Below are 18,852 nucleotides of genomic sequence, written 5' to 3' on the forward strand. Positions count from 1 at the left end.
TAAGGACACCCATGGAAATCACCCGACGCGACTTCATCAACGGAGTCGCCATCGGCGTTGCAGCGGGCTTGACCCCACTGCAACTGCTTCAGGCTGCCCCCAGCGGGCGCTACTACCCACCGGCGTTGACCGGCTTGCGCGGCAGCCATGTCGGCGCCTTCGAAGTCGCCCACCAGATGGGCTGGGAAAAACAGAGCTTCGCCACCGACGCCTTGCCGATCAGCGAGGCGTACGACCTGGTGGTGGTCGGCGGCGGCATCAGCGGCCTGTCGGCAGCCTTCTTCTACCGCGAGAAGCACCCCGCAGCGAAGATCCTGATTCTCGAGAACCACGATGACTTCGGCGGCCATGCCAAGCGCAACGAGTTCAGCGCCGGCGGGCGGATGATCCTCGGTTATGGCGGCAGCGAAGCCTTCCAGTCGCCCAACCACCTGTACAGCAAAGAGGTCAACGGCCTGCTGGCAAAACTCGGGGTGGACATCAAGCGTTTCGAGAGCGCCTTTGACCGCAGCTTCTACCCGGACCTGGGCCTGTCGCGCGCGGTGTTCTTCGACCGCGAGACCTTCGGCGAAGACAAGCTGGTCAGCGGCGACCCAACGCCAATGGTCGCCGATGACATTGCCCCCGCGCAGCTAAACGCCCGCTCGATCAGCGATTTCATCAACGATTTCCCCCTGCCCGAAAGCGACCGCAAGGCCCTGATCGACCTGCACGAAGCGCCCCGGGATTACCTGGCCGGCAAATCGCTGGAAGACAAGAATACCTACCTTGAGCGCACCAGCTACCGCGATTTCCTCCTCAAGGACGTCGGCCTGTCGGCCAAGGCAGTCAAGTACTTCCAGGGCCGCACCAACGACTTCATGGCCCTGAGCATCGATGCCGTGGCCGCCGCCGACGCCTACAACGTCGGCTTCCCGGGCTTTGCCGCAATGAACCTGGAACCCATCAGCGAAGAAGCCAAGGCGGAAATGGAAGAGCCGTACATTTACCACTTCCCCGACGGCAACGCCTCGCTGGCGCGCCTGCTGGTGCGCAGCCTGGTGCCGACGGTGGCGCCGGGCCAGGACATGGACGACATCGTCCTGGCCAACTTCGACTACAGCCAGCTCGACCGCGCCGGGCAACCGGTACGCCTGCGCCTGAACAGCACGGCGGTCAGCGTGCGCAACGTCGACGGCGGCGTAAATATCGGCTTCAGCCGTGGCGGGCAGCTGGCCCAGGTGCGTGGCAAGCACTGCATCCTGGCCTGCTACAACATGATGATCCCCTACCTGCTGCGCGACCTGTCGGCCGACCAGGCCCATGCCCTGAGCCAGAACGTCAAATTCCCGCTGGTGTACACCAAGGTCATCGTGCGCAACTGGCAGGCCTTCAAGAAGCTTGGCGTGCACGAGATCTATGCCGCGACCCAGCCCTACAGCCGGATCAAGCTCGACTACCCGGTAAGCCTGGGTGGCTACGAGCACCCGCGCGACCCGGCGCAGCCCATCGGCTTGCACATGGTCTACGTGCCGACCAGCCCCGACAGCGGCATGAACAGCCGCGACCAGGCCCGCGCCGGGCGTGGACGCCTGTACGGTACCTCATTCGAGGTGCTGGAGAGCCAGTTGCGCGAACAGTTGCAACGCATGCTGGGCCCGGGCGGCTTTGACCACAACCAGGACATCCTGGCGATCACCGTCAACCGCTGGCCCCACGGCTACGCCTGCTTTACCAACACCCTCTACGACGATCCCGAGCAGACCGAAAAGTGGATAGCGCTGGCGCGCCAGCCCGTGGGCAAGGTCAGCATCGCCAACTCGGACGCGGCCTGGAGTGCTTATGCCCATGCGGCGATTGATGAGGCGTGGCGGGCGGTGGGGGAGCTGGGCTGAATCCAGGAAACCTCCTTCATCCGCCAAGGCCTCGCCCTACGGACATCCCATTGCTGCAGGGTTAGCGGTATCATAATCTGATACCATGAATAATCATCAGCGCAGTACGCTGAAGTCGATCTTCAGCAAACCATTACCCAACAATCTGGAATGGGCTCGCATCGAATCCTTGCTGGTCGGTGCGGGGGGCCGGGTAATCGAAGGTCGAGGTTCACGCGTGCGCTTCGAACTCAATGGAGTGATCGCGACGTTCCATCGCCCTCATCCGGATAAAGATGCCAAGCCTTATCAGATCCGCGATGCGCGGTTGTTTCTGGAACAGGCAGGAGTGACCCCATGAATGTCATGAATTACAAAGGCTATGCCGCCCGTATCGAATACCGTGATGAAGACCAATTGCTGATTGGCCATGTCGCGGGTATACGCGATGTAATCGGCTTTCACGCGCAATCGGTCGCGCAACTGCGCAGCGCCTTCGAAGAAGCCGTGGATGACTACCTCGATACCTGCGCTCGCGTAGGTCGTGAACCACAGAAAGCTTATTCGGGGAAATTGAGCCTGCGCCTGGAGCCGACGCTGCATGCCAGCGTCGCACAAAAGGCGGAGTTGGCTGATAAAAGCATCAACCAGTGGGTCAGTGATGTGTTGAGCCAGGCGGCGCATGCCTGAGGGGCGATCGCGGGGCACCTCGACCGGCCCCGCGATGGGTTGCTTCAATCGCGCAAATCAGACTCGTGAATCGGCTGCTCGCGACTGGTCGCGCGTTGATACTGCGCCGGCCACACCGCTTTGTTGCCCCCCAGGTCATCGTCGGCGTGCAGTGGCCAGTACGGGTCGCGCAGCAGCTCGCGGGCGAGGAAGATGATATCGGCCTGCGCCGTTCGCAAGATGGTTTCAGCCTGCATCGGGTCGGTAATCAAGCCCACCGTCCCGGTGGCAATCCCCGATTCTTCCCGGACTTTTGCCGCAAACTGTGTCTGATAGCCAGGCCCGGTGGGAATCTCGGCCTTCGCCGAGGTACCGCCGGAGGACACATCGATCAGGTCCACGCCCAACTGTCTCAAGCGCTTGGCCAGCTCGACAGTCTCATCGGGATTCCAGCCATCCTCGACCCAATCGGTGGCCGACAGGCGCACGAACACCGGCAGTTCAGCCGGCCAGACGTCACGCACCGCTTCGCTCACTTGCAGGGTCAGGCGAATGCGGTTTTCGAAACAGCTGCCGTACTGGTCACGGCGCTGGTTGCTCAATGGCGAGAGAAACTGGTGCAACAGGTAACCGTGGGCGGCATGCACTTCGACGACTTTGAAGCCCGCCACCAGGGCCCGCCGGGCGGCATCGACAAACGCCTGGATGATCTCGCCGATCTGCGCTTCGGTCAGTTCGGTCGGTGCCGTGTGCTCCGGGTCGAAGGCAATCTTCGAGGGCCCCAACGGTACCCAGCCGCCATCGCTCACCTTGACGCTGCCATGCTTGCCCAGCCAGGGCCGATGGGTGCTGGCCTTACGCCCGGCATGGGCCAGCTGGATGCCTGGCACCGCGCCCTGGGCGGTGATGAAGCGGGTGATGCGTTGCAGCGGCGGGATCTGCGCGTCGTCCCATAAGCCCAGGTCCTGCGCGGTAATGCGCCCGTCGGCAGTCACGGCAGTGGCTTCAGTGAAAATCAGGCCGGCGCCGCCCACCGCGCGGCTGCCCAGGTGCACCAGGTGCCAGTCGTTGGCCAGGCCGTCGACACTGGAATACTGGCACATGGGTGACACGGCAATACGGTTGGGCAGGATCAAGTGGCGCAAGGTGTACGGCTCAAGCAGCAGGCTCATGGGGCACCTCTCAAATCAAGTGGTAAGGCTCCAGATAGTTGACTGGCCGACTACAGAATCTTCCCCGCAGGTTCTTCGACCGATCATTCGAAGCCTAGACCACTTTGCCCCGTGAGTTCAGCGCGGCTCGATATGGGCGATCATCAGTTGCACGCTTTCCTGGCCGCGGAACTCGTTGACGTCGAGCTTGTAGGCCAGTTCGACCCAGCGCACGGTCGGATTGGGCCAGACTTCGCGGTCAACGCCAAAGGCGATGCCATCGAGCTTGAGCGAGCCGCATTCACTCTTGAGCACCACCTTCAGGTGCCGCTCACCCACCACCCGCTGCTCGACCAACTGGAACACGCCATGGAACAGCGGTTCGGGGAAGTGCTGCCCCCAGGGCCCGGCATGGCGCAGGGCGCGGGCCAACTCCAGGTGAAACTCCTCGACCGCCAGGGTGCCGTCGGACAGCAAGCGACCGGTCAGGTCCTCTTCACGCAGTTGACGCCGGGTTTCTTCGTCGAACGCCTGGGCAAAGGCCGGGAAGTTCTCGGTCGGCAGCGACAGGCCGGCAGCCATGGCGTGGCCACCAAACTTGCTGATCAGTTGCGGGTGACGGGCGGCCACGGCATCCAGCGCATCACGAATATGAAAGCCCGGCACCGAACGCGCCGAGCCCTTGAGCATGCCCTCGCCAGCATCGGCAAAGGCAATGGTCGGGCGGTGATAACGCTCTTTGAGGCGCGAAGCGAGGATGCCGATCACGCCCTGGTGCCAATCCGGCTCGAACAGGCACAGGCCGAACGGCATCGATTCCAGCGGCAAGTCCTTGAGCTGGGCCAGGGCTTCGCGCTGCATGCCCTGCTCGATGGACTTGCGGTCCTGGTTCAGTTCGTCGAGCTGGCCGGCCATTTCCCGTGCCAGGTTGGCATCGTCGCTGAGCAGGCACTCGATGCCCAGGCTCATGTCGTCCAGGCGCCCGGCGGCATTGAGCCGTGGGCCGAGGATAAAACCAAGGTCGGTGGAGGTGATGCGCGCGTGATCGCGCCGGGCTACTTCGAGGATTGCCTTGAGCCCCGGCCGTGCCCGCCCGGCGCGGATCCGTTCCAGGCCCTGATGGACCAGGATGCGATTGTTGGCATCCAGCGGCACCACGTCGGCCACGCTGCCCAGGGCCACCAGATCGAGCAACTCGCCGATGTTCGGTTGCGCTGCATTGTCGTAGTGGCCCAGGCTGCGCAACCGCGCGCGCAAGGCCATCAGGACATAAAAGATCACCCCGACCCCGGCCAGCGCCTTGCTGGGAAACTCGCAGCCCGGCTGGTTGGGGTTGACGATGGCATCGGCCGCCGGCAGTTCATGGCCTGGCAGGTGGTGATCGGTCACCAGCACTTTCAAGCCCGCCGCCTTGGCGGCTGCCACGCCTTCGACGCTGGAGATGCCGTTGTCGACGGTGATCAGCAGTTGCGGCTGGCGCTGCAGGGCCACCTCGACGATCTCCGGGGTCAGGCCGTAGCCGTACTCAAAGCGGTTGGGCACCAGGTAGTCGACATGGGCGGCACCGAGCAGGCGCAAGCCGAGTACGCCGACGGTGCTGGCCGTGGCGCCGTCAGCGTCGAAGTCGCCGACGATGAGGATGCGCTGACGTTCGGCCAGTGCGGTCACCAGCAGGTCGACCGCCGCCTCGATGCCCTTGAGTTGCTGGTAAGGCAGCAAGCGCGCCAGGCTTTTATCCAGCTCGGCTGCCGATTGCACGCCGCGGGCGGCATACAGGCGGGTCAGCAACGGCGGCAGGTCGCCAAGGAATGGCAGCGTGGACGGCAACGGGCGGGGATCGATACGCATGGGGCGATTGAGGCTTCTCGTGAATCAGGAAAATGTGATGGCGGTGCAATCGCGGCTTCAGCCGCGCTCGCCCATCAGCCATTGAAGCTGGACTTCATGCTGGCCGCGATCGTCGGTAACGAACACCGTGCCTTCGCTGATCATCACATCCCACTTGATCGCGCGCGGCATGTCCTTGGCCAGGGTTTCCAGGACTTCCTGGGGCACGGCGGCGATGTTCAGGTTTTTCAGGTTCTTGACCGCCGGCACCACCTTGGTTTCCCACACGCGCAGGCTGCCATAGGCCAGCAGGCTGGTGCGTTCGGTGCGGCGCGAGCACCAGGTCAGGCGATCGGCATCCGGTTGGCCAACTTCGATCCAGTGCAGGATGCGGTCGTCCAGGCTCTTTTCCCACACCGCCGCTTCGTCTACATCCGACAGACCGCGGCCAAAAGCCAGTTGTTCGTTGTACCACAGGGCGTAGGCCAGCAAACGCACGGCCATGCGCTCTTCGGTTTCCGAGGGGTGACGAGCGATGGTCTGCTTGACGCTTTCGTACACGCCGCGGTCAAGGTCGGTGAGGTTCAGTTCAAACTTGTAGGTGGTGGACGGCTGGGCCATGGACGGGCTTCTTGCGGCAAGGAAAGTCGCCCAGTCTAACCGATCCGCATGTTCGTTGCGCCGCGGCAGTATCTGAGCGGCCCCAGCTATGATAAAAACGGGGGCCCTGACCCGCTGCCACGGACGCCTCATGCCAACGCCCAGCAAACCTCTCGCCGGCCTCAAAGTCATCGAACTCGGTACCCTGATCGCCGGCCCGTTCGCTTCACGCATCTGCGCAGAATTCGGCGCCGAAGTGATCAAGGTCGAGTCGCCCGATGGCGGTGACCCGCTGCGCAAGTGGCGCAAGCTGTACGAAGGCACATCGCTGTGGTGGTTCGTGCAGGCCCGCAACAAGCAGTCGCTGACCCTCAACCTCAAGCATGCCGAAGGGCTGGAAATTCTCAAGAAGCTACTGGCCGAAGCCGACATCCTGATCGAGAACTTCCGCCCCGGGGTGCTGGAAAAGCTCGGCCTGGGCTGGGACGTGCTGCACGCCCTCAACCCGAAGCTGGTGATGGTGCGCCTGTCCGGCTTCGGCCAGACCGGGCCGATGAAGGACCAACCGGGTTTCGGCGCGGTTGGCGAGTCGATGGGCGGGCTGCGCTATATCACCGGCTTCGAGGACCGCCCGCCGGTACGTACCGGGATCTCCATTGGCGACTCGATTGCTGCGTTGTGGGGTGTAATCGGCGCATTGATGGCCCTGCGTCATCGCGAGGTCAACGGCGGCCAGGGCCAGGTGGTGGATGTAGCCCTGTACGAGGCGATCTTCGCCATGATGGAGAGCATGGTGCCAGAGTTCGACGTGTTCGGTTTTATTCGCGAGCGTACCGGCAACATCATGCCCGGCATCACCCCCTCCTCGATTCACACCAGTGCCGACGGCAAGCATGTGCAGATCGGCGCCAATGGCGATGCGATCTTCAAGCGCTTCATGCAGGCCATCGGCCGCAACGACCTGGCCGACGATCCGGCCCTGGCCAGTAACGACGGCCGCGACGTGCGCCGCGATGAACTGTACGGGGTGATCGACCGCTGGGCCCGGACCCTGCCGCTGGACGACCTGATGCAGGTGCTCAATGACGCGCAAGTGCCAGCCAGCCGCATCTACAGCGCCGAAGACATGTTCAGCGACCCGCAGTTTCTCGCCCGCGAGATGTTCCTTCAGGCCAAACTGCCGGACGGCAAGCCGTTCAAAATGCCGGGGATCGTCCCCAAACTCTCGGATACTCCAGGCTCCAGTGAGTGGGTCGGCCCGCAGCTGGGAGCACACACCGATCAGTTGCTTGGCGGGCTGGGTTACGACGCCGCCGCTATTGCCCGGCTACGCAGCCAAGGGGCGGTCTGAACAAGGCCTTGCGTGAATCCCGTGGCAACGGTGGAGAGCCGAACATGACCTATCACTGGCAAACCAGCCTGCGTCGCGGCTGGCCGTTGTTGCTGGGTCTGCTGCTGAGCCTGGGCATGCCGACTTCGGCCTGGGCCAAGGAGCGCTTGTTCTGGCTATTGCGTGACCTGCCGCCGCTGACCATTCTCGAAGGCACCGGCAAAGGCCAGGGGGCGATCGACCAGTTGCTGGCGCTGCTGATCGAACAGATGCCCGAATACGATCACAGCATTGTCCGGGTCAACCGCGCCCGGGGCATCCAGATGCTTCAGGAGCCCACCTTCACCTGCGACCCCACCTTGCTGTGGACGCCCGAGCGAGCGCGCTACGTGCACTTCTCGATTCCCAGCCTGGGCGTGCTGAGCAGTGGTCTGGTCGTTCGGCGCAAAGACCAGCACCTGCTCGAACCCTATCTGCAGGGTAATCAGGTCAACCTGCCGGCGTTGCTAGGCAACACTGCACTCAAGCTCGGTGTGGTTGCCCAGCGCAGCTACAGCACTGCGGTGGATGAACTGCTCAAGACCCTGCCTGACACCACCCTCAGCCGCCACTACGGTAACGATGCAGTCACCAGCCTGTTGCAGATGCAGCAGCATGACCGCCTGCAACTGGTGCTTGGCTACTGGCCAGAGGTGCGTTACTTGCTGCAACAACAAGGCTGGCCGACCGATGACTACACCTTCTTCCCGATCCAGGGCGCCGAGCAATACCAGTTGTTGCGGGTAGGCTGCTCCGACACACCGCTAGGCCGCGAAGCCATCAGCCATATCAACAAGCTGCTGCTGCCGTTGCGCAACGATACCCTGCCCGACCTCTACACCCAGTGGCTGGCCCCGCAAATGCGCGAGCAGTACGTGCATGACAGCCAGCGTCTGTTTGGCGAGCACGACTGACCCGGGCCGAGATAAATCCCGGGCAAAAAGAAACCCCGAACGGTGGGGAGGCCGCCCGGGGTTAAACAGAAGCCCATCGGGGCTTCGCACGACAGCATCACGACATCGGAGCAAAATCCCGATCAGCTGTCCTTGTAAGATCTGATTGCGCTCATCGGCAAAGGTTCCGTCACACCCGGACGCTGTTCGGGCGCCCTTGCTGCAAGTGGCGCTGGGCCGCAATCACGCAGGGTTGCAGACGCCCCTCGACGATGAGCAAGTCGCGCTGCAAACCATCGACCAGGTCGACCAGCAGGCGCTGGTCCTGCAACTGGCTGGGTTTTACCGTACGCTGCAACACGGTGCGGCTCGCTTCATCGCTCAGGCACAGGTCAAAATCACAACCGGTGCTCAGGCGCACCAGCCTGACCCGGTAAGGTGCCAATGCTTCGCCGAGCAACAATCTGATACATTCCATCTCATTCATTGTTCACCTACCTGTCGAGAAGGGGTCTTTCACTGACCCTGCGGCAGCCGGAAAAGTTCTCACTGTGCGATTTCCTCGACCCAGCATGCCCGGCAAAAATGACAGATTGAAATCCAGCCGATTGATCGGAGCCTGCCTGTGACGGATCCTGCCTCTGGCGAACTGCGCATCATCCTTGCCGATGACCATCCGATCTTTCGCATTGGCCTGCGCGCCGTGCTCGAACAGATTCCATCGGTTCGCGTGGTCGCAGAGGCCGGTAGCCCGCTGGAGCTGATGCAGCTGGTGCAGTCGCAGGACTGCGATGTGCTGGTGACCGATTTCATGATGCCCGTCGAGCAGCAGAACGATGGTCTGAAACTGCTCGAGCAGCTACGGCGGCACTCTGCGCAGTTACCCATCCTGGTGGTCACCATGCTCAACAACGCCGGATTGTTCCGGGCGATGCTGGCCCAGGGCGTCAATGGCCTGCTGAGCAAAGCCAGCCTGGCTGACGAGTTGCCCCAGGCCATCGCGCGCTTGCAACGCGGCAAGATCTACCTGGCCGACTCGGTGCAGCAGTTACTGCTGCAGGAGGGCGCGGTGCGCGAAGACCTGGCCCGTGCCCAGACGGCCTTGTCGCCGCGGGAACTGGAAGTTTCCCGCCTGCTTGCCGCCGGCCACACGGTCGGCCAGATCGCCGCCCTGCTCAACCGCAGCAAGCAGACGGTGAGCAGCCAGAAGGTCAGCGCCATGCGCAAGCTGGGCCTGGCCAATGACGCTGCGCTGTACCTCTATTTGCAGGAACATGGCCTGGGCTGAAAGTGGCTCACGCCCTGCGCCGCTGCTTGGTTTCGCCCGGCTCACGCTCCAGCATCCATTGGCAGAGGTCTACCCCTGCCATCGGCCGGGCAATGAAGTAACCCTGCATGACTGGGCTGCCCAGGGCCTTGATCGCCATCAGGTCGTCAACCGTCTCGACCCCTTCGACCACCACCTTGAGGTCCATGCGCCGGGCCATGATCAGGGCACCAGCGACCACCGCCGCCTTGCGACCGTCGTCGGCCATGCCACGGACAAACTCGCTGGGCAGCTTCAGTTCGCTGAACGGCAGCTCGAGCAGGCGCTGGAGGTTGGATACGCCCATGCCGAAGTCATCGATCGACAGTTGGCAGCCCTGAATGCGCAGGTGCAGCAACCCTTCGAGCTGGTTGCTGTCGAGCTGGCAGCCATGGGTTTCAATGACCTCCAGGGTCAGGGCGCTGGGCGGCACGTCATGACGTTTGAGGGCAGCGACGACCTGCTCGGCAAAATCGTCGTGAACCAGCATCTGCGGGGCAATGTTGACCGCCACCGGCAGTGGCTGGCCACTGTTTAACCTGACCTTGGCGCTGAAAGCCAAGGCCTGGTCGAGCACATGCCAGCTCAGGGTCTCCAGCAAACCGGCGCCCTCGACCAGCGGGAAGAACTGCCCCGGGCCGAGCAAGCCAAGGCTCGGATGCTGCCAGCGCACCAGCGCCTCGACCCCGACCAGGGTTCCGTCGAAAGCGACTTTGGGCTGGTAATGGACCACCCATTGCGCTTTGCTCTGCGCCACTTCGGCCGGTGACATGGCCAACAGGTCGGCATGGGCCGGTGCGGCGACCGCCTGGGGGGTAGCGCCGGGCTCATCCAGGTAGCGGCGCAACAGCTTGTGCAGAGAAACGCTGCAGGCTGGTTTCTGCAAGCTGCCGAGAACCCGCAAGCCCAGTTGTCGAGCCAGGTCGGCAACACTATCGAGCACCCCGCGTTCGGCACTGCTGAGGATAATCAGCGCTGCAGCAAGCCCGCTGTCTGCCAGGTGGCGGATCAGTTCCAGGCCGTCCTGACCGTCCATGTGCAGGTCGCAGATGGCGATGTCGACACGCCCGCGTCGCGCCAAGGTCTGCCGGGCACCCTCGACCGACTCCGCCGTCAGCACATCGAAGACGCCATTGGCGTTGAGCATCTGATGCAAGGCCATCAGTTGAAAAGGATGATCCTCAAGGATCAGAACCTTAAGTGAGCGCATGAAAATTTCCCCGCAGTAGCCGATCTGAACGACAGCACTGTGCAACTCTAGGAAAATCGACCTGAAACGCCCATAGGACATGTCCTAAAGTTCAGGCAACAATTTCCACAGCTCCTGTTCAATATCCTGACTCAACTGGCCGATCACCACCTGCAACGCTGACCACGCCGAGTGCGCCGCCTGCGTAGAACAAGCCTGGCTGGCGCTTTCAAGTTGCCGACAGGCCTGCGCCAGGGGCAACGCATCGATCAGGCCGGCCACGCCCTTGAGACGGTGCAATGACACCCCGATTCGCTCCCAGCCCTGCGCCTCAACGGCCGATGCCAGCAGGATCGATTCTTCGGCCAGATTTTTCCGTAATTCTTCCAGCATGCGTTGCAGCACTGCAGGTTTGGCCTGGGTCATCTTCTGCAGGGTCTGCATCTTGAAGCTGTGGCGGGGAGCCAGCTTCTCGATAACAGCGACCAGCTGGGCAAGCGCAACCGGCTTGACCAGGCATTCGTCCATGCCGGCCTCAAGGCAGCGGGCACGTTCTTCCTTCATGGCGTTAGCGGTGCAGCCGACGATGGCGATGGCTGGCCGCTGGCTGCTGCGCTCCAACCGGCGAATGCCACGGGCCAGTGCATAGCCGTTCATCACCGGCATGTTGCAGTCGCTGAGCACCAGGTCGAACGCCCCGTTCTGCCAGGCCTGCAGCGCGCTCTGGCCATCCTCCACGGCCAGCACTTCATGGCCGAGAAACTCAAGTTGCTGGCTGAGTACCAAGCGACTGGCAGACAGGTCGTCGACCACCAGGATTCGCCGCGCTGGCCCACTGGACAGGCCGGCGGCGTCCTCCGCCGGCGCCGGCTCGGCGGCCAAGGCTTCCAGGGTCAGCTCGACACAGACCTCGGTGCCCTTGCCCAGCACACTGCGCAAGGTAATGCTGCCGCCCATCAACTCGACCAGTTGCCGGCAAATACTCAAGCCCAGGCCCGAGCCGCCATAGTCGGCGCCAGCATCTGCCTGTGAGAACGGCTGGAACAGTTCGCTCTGCTGTTGCGCACTGATGCCGATGCCGGTATCGCACACACACAACCTGAGGCCAACGCCGTGCAAACTGTCGTGCCCGCTGCGGCCGACCTGCAACTCCACCAGCCCCAGGTGGGTGAATTTCAGGGCGTTACCCAGCAAGTTGGTCAATACCTGGCGCAAGCGCAGCGGGTCGAACCAGTACACCCCATCCACATCGTTTGCCAGTTGCAGGCGTAATTCCAGGCCCTGGCCCAGGGCCTGGGCGTGAAACTGCTCAACGATTGCGCTGAGAAACGGCCTGAGCGCCCGTGCCTGAGGCTCCAGCTGCAGGCTACCGGCCTCGATGCGAGCAAGATCCAGGCTGTCGCCGATCAGGGCAATCAGCTCACGGGCCGACTGATGGGCCGTTTCCAGTCCCTGGGACGGTTGCGCACCGCGGGCAAGGGTGGTTTCCCGTTCAAGTTCGAGCAAGCCGATGATGACCGCCATGGGGGTGCGAATTTCGTGACTCATGGTGGCCAGAAACGCACTTTTGGCCTGGTTGGCCTGTTCGGCCTGCTGCCGGGCATGCACCAACGCCGCTTCCAGTTGCTTGCGCTCAGTGATGTCGATCCAGCCACCAAGCAAGCCCTGCAACTGTCCATCGGCACGGTAGAACGGCACGGTCCACTGGTAGGCATCGGTACGCTGGCCCTGGAATTCAATATGCCGATCGACGAATACCGGCTTGGGATCCTTGAGTAGATCCAGGTAATCGCCATGCAACTGCTCGGCCAGTTCGACGGGGATGACCTCGATATCGGTCAGACGCTGGCCCTTGACGTCTTCCAGGCGCAACGAGAACACCTGTTCATAGCTCTTGTTGCAGGTGATCAGCCGCCCTTCCAGGTCGCGTACATAGATGGGGTTGGGGATGCCGTCGAGCAATGCGCGCTTGAAGGCCAACTGGTCGTTGAGGGCTTCTTCGGCCTTTTGCCGCTGGCTGATCTGCGCACGCAGGCGGCTGCTCCAGACCAGCGACACCAACCCGAACAGCACGGCAGCAGCCACGGTCCAGTAGATCCATGGCGCAATCCGCTGCCAGGCAGGTGCCGGCGGTGCCAGCGCCCCCAGCCACTTCATGCGCACGGCGCGCAACTCGGCGACCGGGAACGCTTCCAGCGCCTTGTTCAGGATGCTCTCCAGCTCCGGCGCAGTGCGCCGAACCGAGAAGCGGTCCGGCGCCCACTTGCCCTCCACCCCGCGCCCGACCTTGAGCACCGGGTCATTGCCGACCACGCTGTAGGCACCGATTTCACTATCGATGGTCGCCAACGCTTCGCCGCTGCGCACCTTTTCCCGGGCTTGCTCCAGTGAGTCCACCAACATCAGGCGAATACCGGGGTGATCCTGGCGAATGGTGTTTTCCAGCGCGTGCTGCGCTGGCAGTGCCAGGGTCTGCCCGGCCAGTTCATCCAGCGACGCCAGGCCCAGTTGCGGCTTGCGCACGATGAACACCCAGCTCTGGCCACCAATGGAATGGGTGAAGTCGAGAAACTCGCGACGCTCCGGGGTCTCGCTCAGGGTCGTGCTCATGTCAGCCTGCCCGCTCTTGAGCAGTTCCAGGCTCTGGGCAATCGACGAGGATGGCGCGTAGACAAACCGCAGCCCGGTCATCTGCGCGATGGTCGCCAGCACATCACTGTTAAGGCCAACCCAGGCCCCCTGACGCGTGCGGAACAGGTAAGGCGGGTACTGGCTGCCGACTACGCTCACGCTCGGGTGGCTGGCGATCCATTGGCGCTCGGCCACGCTCAGTTCAACCCGGTGATGCGCCACGTCCGAGCCTAGCCCGGAGGTCCAGCGGCCGAGAATTTCGCGGCGCACCGGCTCATCAATGCTGGCCAGCGCGTCGTTGAACATTGCCTGCAGCAGCCGGTCCTCGTTGCGCACGGCAAAGGCAAAGCCGATCGGCGGCAAGGCACTGGGGCCGACCACCTGCAACCCCAGGTACGGGCGCAGGGCATTGAAAGCGCGGATGATGATTTCGTTGCCGATAAACGCATCCACTTCGCCCTGATTGAGCGCTTCCAGTGCGCTACTCAGGTTGGGCGCCAACAGCACCTGACTATCGGGATAAACCCGGTGCATAACCTGGGTGTCGGCGTAACCGTCGAGCAGGACCACCTTCATGCCCGCCAGTGAGGCCGGCGGAATCGGCGCACCACCGCGCACCACGACCATGGAGCGGTCCGGAATGTAATCGTCGGAGAACGCCAGGCCCGGCACGCTACGCTCGAAGCCATTGGCGCTGGTCAGTACATCGATCTCGCCCTGGCGCAGGGCCTCGATGGCCTGCTCGCGCTTGGCAAAGGCCAGCACCTGGGTTTTCACCCCGAGGCGTTCAGCGACCAGGCTCAGGTAGTCGGCGCTGATACCCTGGTAGCGATTGCGGTCGATGGTGATATCCACCGGCTCGTAATCGGCAAACGAGATGCCCACCCGCAACACCCGTGCCGGGCCCAGCCACTGCTGTTGGGCGGAGGTCAGCGGCATTGGACCAAGCTCGGTAAACGGCGGCACCAGGGTAAAGGGCAGGCTCTGGGCGGCATGGGCCCATTGCCCGGTGCATAGCCCCAGCAGGCAAACCCATAGCAGCCCTGCTGCGCGACGACGTCCTGTGCTCATTGATACCCCTGATCCGTTGTTGCAAACCAATGCCAGTGTAGAAACAAAAAAGCCCGTCAGAGACGGGCTTTCATGTGCCGATCAGTCGATCAGAGCGGCTTGCCGCGATTACCGTGCTGGCTGACGAAGGCCTGAACGGCTTTCAGGTCGTTGGCCAGTACCGTGCACTTCTCGTCACGGGCGAACAGGTCGCTCAGGTGTGCAGGCAATTCCAGGGCCTTGCCGACACCGGCCTTCTCCACCGCTTCCGGGAACTTGACCGGGTGTGCGGTACCCAGCACCACCATCGGCGTGTCCAGGCTGCGACGGCATTCGCGGGCGGCCTTGACGCCGATTGCGGTGTGCGGGTCGAGCACCTCACCCGTCTGGGCGAAGACTTCGGCGATGGTTTCGCAGGTTTGCGCATCATCGACCGCCAGCGAATCGAACAGCTTGCGCGCTTCGGTCCAGCGGTCCTGTTCGACGCTGAAACCGCCGCCCTGCTTGAAGTTGTCCATCAGGCCGGCGATGGCCGCGCCGTTGCGACCGTGCAGGTCGAACAGCAGGCGCTCGAAGTTCGACGAGACCATGATGTCCATCGACGGCGACAGGGTCGCGTGCAGGGTTTCCTTGACGTACTGGTTGCCGCTCATGAAGCGGTGCAGGATGTCGTTGCGGTTGGTGGCGACGATCAGTTGGCTGATCGGCAGGCCCATGTTGCGCGCCAGGTAGCCGGCAAAGATGTCGCCGAAGTTGCCGGTCGGTACCGAGAACGCCACCGAGCGAGCCGGGCCGCCCAGCTGCAGGGCTGCGTGGAAGTAGTAGACGATCTGGGCCATGATCCGCGCCCAGTTGATCGAGTTCACCGCGACCAGGCGAGTGCCCTTGAGGAAGCCCTGGTCAGCGAAGCTGGCCTTGACCATTTCCTGGCAGTCGTCGAAGTTGCCTTCGATGGCGATGTTGTGGATGTTCTCGCCGAAGAGGGTGGTCATCTGCCGGCGCTGAACTTCCGACACGCGCTGGTGCGGATGGAGGATGAAAATGTCGACGTTGTCGCAACGGCGGCAGCCTTCGATAGCGGCAGAGCCGGTGTCACCACTGGTGGCGCCGATGATCACCACGCGCTCGCCACGCTTGGCCAGCACGTGGTCGAGCAGGCGGCCGAGCAGTTGCAGGGCGAAGTCCTTGAACGCCAGGGTCGGGCCGTGGAACAGCTCCAGCACCCATTCGTTGCTGTTCAGCTGACGCAGCGGCGCGACGGCGGCGTGAGCGAACTCGCCGTAGGTTTCTTCGAGAATCTTCTTGAAATCGGCATCGGCGATGCTACCGGTGACGAACGGACGCATCACCCGGAAAGCCAGCTCGTGGTACGGCAGGCCGGCCCAGGAAGCGATTTCTTCCTGGGTGAAGCGTGGCAGGTTTTCCGGCACGTACAGGCCGCCGTCGCTGGCAAGACCGGCCAGCAGCACGTCTTCAAAATTCAGGGCCGGTGCCTGGCCGCGGGTACTGATGTAACGCATGACCTAAATCCTCTAACGCAAAAGACGGCTCAGTTGAGTTGTTCGACGCGGATACGCACCACGTTGCCGACCACATCCTGCAAGGCTTCCAGGGCGGTGATGGCATCGTTCATGCGCTGCTCGATCACTCGATGAGTGAGCAGGATCATGGGCACCAGACCGTCCTGTTCCTCGGCTTCCTTCTGCATGATCGATTCGATGTTGATGCCGCGCTCGGAGAGAATGCTCGCCACCTGGGCCAGCACGCCCGGGTGATCCTTGGCCTGGATGCGCAGGTAGTAGGCGCTTTCGCAGGCTTCGATCGGCAGGATCGGGTGGGCCGACAGCGAGTCCGGCTGGAAGGCCAGGTGCGGTACGCGGTTCTCCGGGTCGGACGTCATGGCGCGAACCACGTCGACCAGGTCAGCCACCACCGACGAAGCGGTAGGCTCCATGCCGGCGCCGGCACCATAGAACAGGGTGGAGCCGGCAGCGTCGCCGTTGACCATCACCGCGTTCATCACGCCGTTGACGTTGGCGATCAGGCGGTCGGCCGGGATCAGCGTCGGGTGCACACGCAGTTCAATGCCGTTGGCCGTGCTGCGGGCCACGCCCAGGTGCTTGATGCGGTAACCCAGTGCTTCGGCGTAATTCACGTCAGCGGTGGTCAGCTGGGTGATGCCTTCGGTGTAGGCCTTGTCGAACTGCAGCGGGATACCGAAGGCGATGGACGCCAGGATGGTCAGCTTGTGCGCGGCATCGATGCCTTCGACGTCGAAAGTCGGGTCGGCTTCGGCGTAACCCAGGGCCTGGGCTTCGGCCAGCACGTCGGGGAACGCACGACCTTTCTCACGCATTTCAGTGAGGATGAAGTTGCCGGTGCCGTTGATGATCCCGGCCACCCAGTTGATGCGGTTGGCCGAGAGACCCTCGCGGATCGCCTTGATCACCGGGATGCCACCGGCCACGGCCGCTTCGAACGCGACGATGACGCCCTTCTCGCGGGCCTTGGCGAAGATCTCATTGCCATGCACGGCAATCAGCGCCTTGTTGGCGGTGACCACGTGCTTGCCGTGGTCGATGGCCTTGAGCACCAGTTCACGGGCGATGGTATAGCCGCCGATCAGCTCGATGACAATGTCGATTTCCGGGTTCGTGGCAACCTCGAACACATCAGCGGTAATGGGGGTACCGGTAATCTGGCAATTCGGGTTTGGCGAACGCATGGCAATCTGTGCCACTTCAATACCACGCCCGGCACGGCGGGCGATCTCCTCGGCGTTACGCTGAAGTACATTGAAGGTACCGCCACCGACGGTCCCCAACCCACAGATGCCTACTTTGACCGGTTTCACTGTGAACTCCCCATGAAACGACCGGCTGGCAGCCGATCGTGAAACTGCCGCCACCCCAAAGTGGCGGCTTCAGATTGAATTACTTGGCCAGGGCCAGCTTGGCCACCTGCGGCGCCGGCTGGTAGCCCGGAATCACCTGGCCGTTTTCCAGGACAATGGCCGGCGTGCCGTTGACACCGATCGACTGGCCCAGGGCGAACTGCTTGCCGACCGGGTTGGCGCACTTGGCGGCCTTGATTTCCTTGCCGTCGATCATCTTGTCCAGCGCCGCCTTGCGGTCGCTCGAACACCAGACCGCCTGCAACTGCTCGTCACCCGGCGAACCCAGGCCCTGACGCGGGAAGGCGACGTAGCGCACTTCGATACCGCGACGGTTGAGCTCAGGCACCTCGGCGTGCAGCTTGTGGCAGTACGGGCAGGTGGTGTCGGTAAACACGGTGATGTGCGACTTGGTTTCGCCCTTGGCAGGATAAACCACCATCTCCGCCGCTGGAATGGCATTGATGGTCTTGGCGATGGCCTGCCGCTCAGTCTTCTCGGTCAGGTTGACCGGCTTGCCGTCCTGGATCTGGAACAGGTAGCCCTGCATGACGAACTGGCCATCGGCGCTGGCGTACAACACCCGGCCGCCTTGGAGCTTGACTTCATACAGGCCGTTCAGTGGGCTGCTGGCAACGCTGTCGACCGGCACGCCCAGTTCCAGGGACTGCAGGGTCTTGCGGATCGCCTGCTCGGCGTTGTCGGCAGCAGCGGCAAAGGTACTGACCAGCGCCAGGGCGGCGGCGGCGAAAATCTGGGTCACGCGCATGGGAACTCCTGAAGGCGGACAGGGGGCCGGATGCAGCACGCCCGTCCTGAAAACGGGGTGTCATTGCGGCCCTCGGTGCAAACCGCCCAAGCCTACCACAGAAGCGGCGGCGGTCGGAGGCGTGCTCAATCGGGAGCGCAAGGCCGCGTGCGCCAGGGGTCGGTGATCGACATTTACCGACGAATCTTGTCCAGATGGCCCAAGGCATAGCTGCACGTACCTTGGGCGCCGGGTTGTATGTTCTGTAAGTGGATGAAGAAGTTGCGCGCGTGCTCGCTCATGACCCTGACAAATTCATCTTTATCGGCGGCGACAGACACCTCGCGGTGGCAATTGACGCTCACCTGCAGACGACCATTGGCAGGGGCCAGTTTGATTTCGATTGGCTGGTCCGGAAAAAAGCAGCTGAACGATTGACCCTCACTGACTTTCAGCAGTCCTTCTGACAAATAGCTCCACAGGTCGTCGACGTAATCAAACATGCTTTGATCAATAAGACGTTTACCATTGATAGATAGAACCAAAGCCCCTTCAATTTGATCTAGGTGGCGTACCTCGCCTTGAAACTCAAAAAAGTCAACGAAACCGTCGGCGATTTTAATGTAGGTTTCAACGATGATTCTATTTTTCATGTTCACCCTTGAATGTAATC

General features: G+C 62.7%; 16 protein-coding genes. 6 read left to right on the forward strand and 10 right to left on the reverse strand.

The window, feature by feature from the left end; all coding sequences use genetic code 11:
- The first annotated feature begins 11 nt into the window (after positions 1 to 11).
- The 3 genes from NLX68_RS07900 to NLX68_RS07910 all read left to right on the forward strand — a co-directional run bounded on the left by NLX68_RS07900 (position 12) and on the right by NLX68_RS07910 (position 2,543).
- Positions 12 to 1,874 carry an NAD(P)/FAD-dependent oxidoreductase gene (locus tag NLX68_RS07900; RefSeq protein WP_254283548.1) on the forward strand — a complete coding sequence of 621 codons (1,863 nt, stop codon included), beginning with the start codon at positions 12 to 14 and terminating at the stop codon, positions 1,872 to 1,874.
- Between the two features lie 85 nt (positions 1,875 to 1,959).
- Positions 1,960 to 2,214: a type II toxin-antitoxin system HicA family toxin gene (locus NLX68_RS07905; RefSeq protein WP_254283549.1), complete on the forward strand. Its 255-nt coding sequence runs from the start codon at positions 1,960 to 1,962 to the stop codon at positions 2,212 to 2,214.
- Positions 2,211 to 2,543, forward strand: coding sequence for a type II toxin-antitoxin system HicB family antitoxin (locus NLX68_RS07910; protein ID WP_254283550.1), 333 nt, complete (start codon positions 2,211 to 2,213; stop codon positions 2,541 to 2,543). Before NLX68_RS07905 ends, NLX68_RS07910 begins: the two co-directional genes overlap by 4 nt.
- A gap of 44 nt (positions 2,544 to 2,587) precedes the next feature.
- Here the strand turns inward: NLX68_RS07910 and NLX68_RS07915 are convergent, their stop codons facing one another.
- The 3 genes from NLX68_RS07915 to NLX68_RS07925 form a co-directional block, all read right to left on the reverse strand.
- Positions 2,588 to 3,694 carry an NADH:flavin oxidoreductase/NADH oxidase gene (locus tag NLX68_RS07915; RefSeq protein ID WP_254283551.1) on the reverse strand — a complete coding sequence of 369 codons (1,107 nt, stop codon included), beginning with the start codon at positions 3,692 to 3,694 and terminating at the stop codon, positions 2,588 to 2,590.
- A 117-nt stretch (positions 3,695 to 3,811) separates the two neighbouring features.
- Positions 3,812 to 5,521 (reverse strand): single-stranded-DNA-specific exonuclease RecJ, encoded by a 1,710-nt coding sequence (gene recJ, locus NLX68_RS07920; RefSeq protein WP_254283552.1) that lies wholly within the window; start codon positions 5,519 to 5,521, stop codon positions 3,812 to 3,814.
- Between the two features lie 57 nt (positions 5,522 to 5,578).
- Positions 5,579 to 6,121: a YaeQ family protein gene (locus NLX68_RS07925; protein WP_010220222.1), complete on the reverse strand. Its 543-nt coding sequence runs from the start codon at positions 6,119 to 6,121 to the stop codon at positions 5,579 to 5,581.
- Positions 6,122 to 6,251: 130 nt separating this feature from the next.
- On the opposite strand from NLX68_RS07925, the gene NLX68_RS07930 reads away from it, so the two are divergent.
- Together NLX68_RS07930 and NLX68_RS07935 are read left to right on the forward strand one after the other, a co-directional pair.
- Positions 6,252 to 7,451, forward strand: a complete 1,200-nt coding sequence (locus NLX68_RS07930; protein ID WP_254283553.1) for a CaiB/BaiF CoA-transferase family protein — start codon at positions 6,252 to 6,254, stop codon at positions 7,449 to 7,451.
- A gap of 44 nt (positions 7,452 to 7,495) precedes the next feature.
- On the forward strand, positions 7,496 to 8,383 hold the full coding sequence (locus tag NLX68_RS07935) for a TIGR02285 family protein (RefSeq protein WP_254283554.1): 888 nt from the start codon (positions 7,496 to 7,498) through the stop codon (positions 8,381 to 8,383).
- A gap of 169 nt (positions 8,384 to 8,552) precedes the next feature.
- On the opposite strand, the gene NLX68_RS07940 is transcribed toward NLX68_RS07935, so the two are convergent.
- The gene (locus tag NLX68_RS07940; RefSeq protein WP_254283555.1) at positions 8,553 to 8,840 is read right to left on the reverse strand and encodes a DUF3509 domain-containing protein; all 288 of its coding nucleotides are present in this window, start codon (positions 8,838 to 8,840) and stop codon (positions 8,553 to 8,555) included.
- A 147-nt stretch (positions 8,841 to 8,987) separates the two neighbouring features.
- On the opposite strand from NLX68_RS07940, the gene NLX68_RS07945 reads away from it, so the two are divergent.
- Entirely contained in the window at positions 8,988 to 9,650 is a 663-nt protein-coding gene (locus NLX68_RS07945; RefSeq protein WP_254283556.1) for a response regulator transcription factor, read from the forward strand.
- A 7-nt stretch (positions 9,651 to 9,657) separates the two neighbouring features.
- On the opposite strand, the gene NLX68_RS07950 is transcribed toward NLX68_RS07945, so the two are convergent.
- From NLX68_RS07950 to NLX68_RS07975, 6 genes are all read right to left on the reverse strand, one after another.
- Entirely contained in the window at positions 9,658 to 10,878 is a 1,221-nt protein-coding gene (locus tag NLX68_RS07950) for an EAL domain-containing protein (protein ID WP_254283557.1), read from the reverse strand.
- Positions 10,879 to 10,962: 84 nt separating this feature from the next.
- The gene (locus tag NLX68_RS07955) at positions 10,963 to 14,427 is read right to left on the reverse strand and encodes a transporter substrate-binding domain-containing protein (RefSeq protein WP_254283703.1); all 3,465 of its coding nucleotides are present in this window, start codon (positions 14,425 to 14,427) and stop codon (positions 10,963 to 10,965) included.
- 221 nt (positions 14,428 to 14,648) lie between these two features.
- On the reverse strand, positions 14,649 to 16,058 hold the full coding sequence (thrC, locus tag NLX68_RS07960; RefSeq protein ID WP_010220231.1) for a threonine synthase: 1,410 nt from the start codon (positions 16,056 to 16,058) through the stop codon (positions 14,649 to 14,651).
- A gap of 29 nt (positions 16,059 to 16,087) precedes the next feature.
- Positions 16,088 to 17,392 carry a homoserine dehydrogenase gene (locus tag NLX68_RS07965; protein WP_010220232.1) on the reverse strand — a complete coding sequence of 435 codons (1,305 nt, stop codon included), beginning with the start codon at positions 17,390 to 17,392 and terminating at the stop codon, positions 16,088 to 16,090.
- Positions 17,393 to 17,471: 79 nt separating this feature from the next.
- Complete coding sequence (gene dsbC / locus NLX68_RS07970) at positions 17,472 to 18,200, reverse strand: bifunctional protein-disulfide isomerase/oxidoreductase DsbC (RefSeq protein WP_254283558.1); 729 nt, start codon at positions 18,198 to 18,200, stop codon at positions 17,472 to 17,474.
- A gap of 173 nt (positions 18,201 to 18,373) precedes the next feature.
- Positions 18,374 to 18,832, reverse strand: a complete 459-nt coding sequence (locus tag NLX68_RS07975) for a hypothetical protein (protein ID WP_254283559.1) — start codon at positions 18,830 to 18,832, stop codon at positions 18,374 to 18,376.
- Positions 18,833 to 18,852: the final 20 nt, after the last annotated feature.

The sequence above is a fragment of the Pseudomonas sp. SBB6 genome, from assembly GCF_024213215.1.
Taxonomy (GTDB): domain Bacteria; phylum Pseudomonadota; class Gammaproteobacteria; order Pseudomonadales; family Pseudomonadaceae; genus Aquipseudomonas; species Aquipseudomonas donghuensis.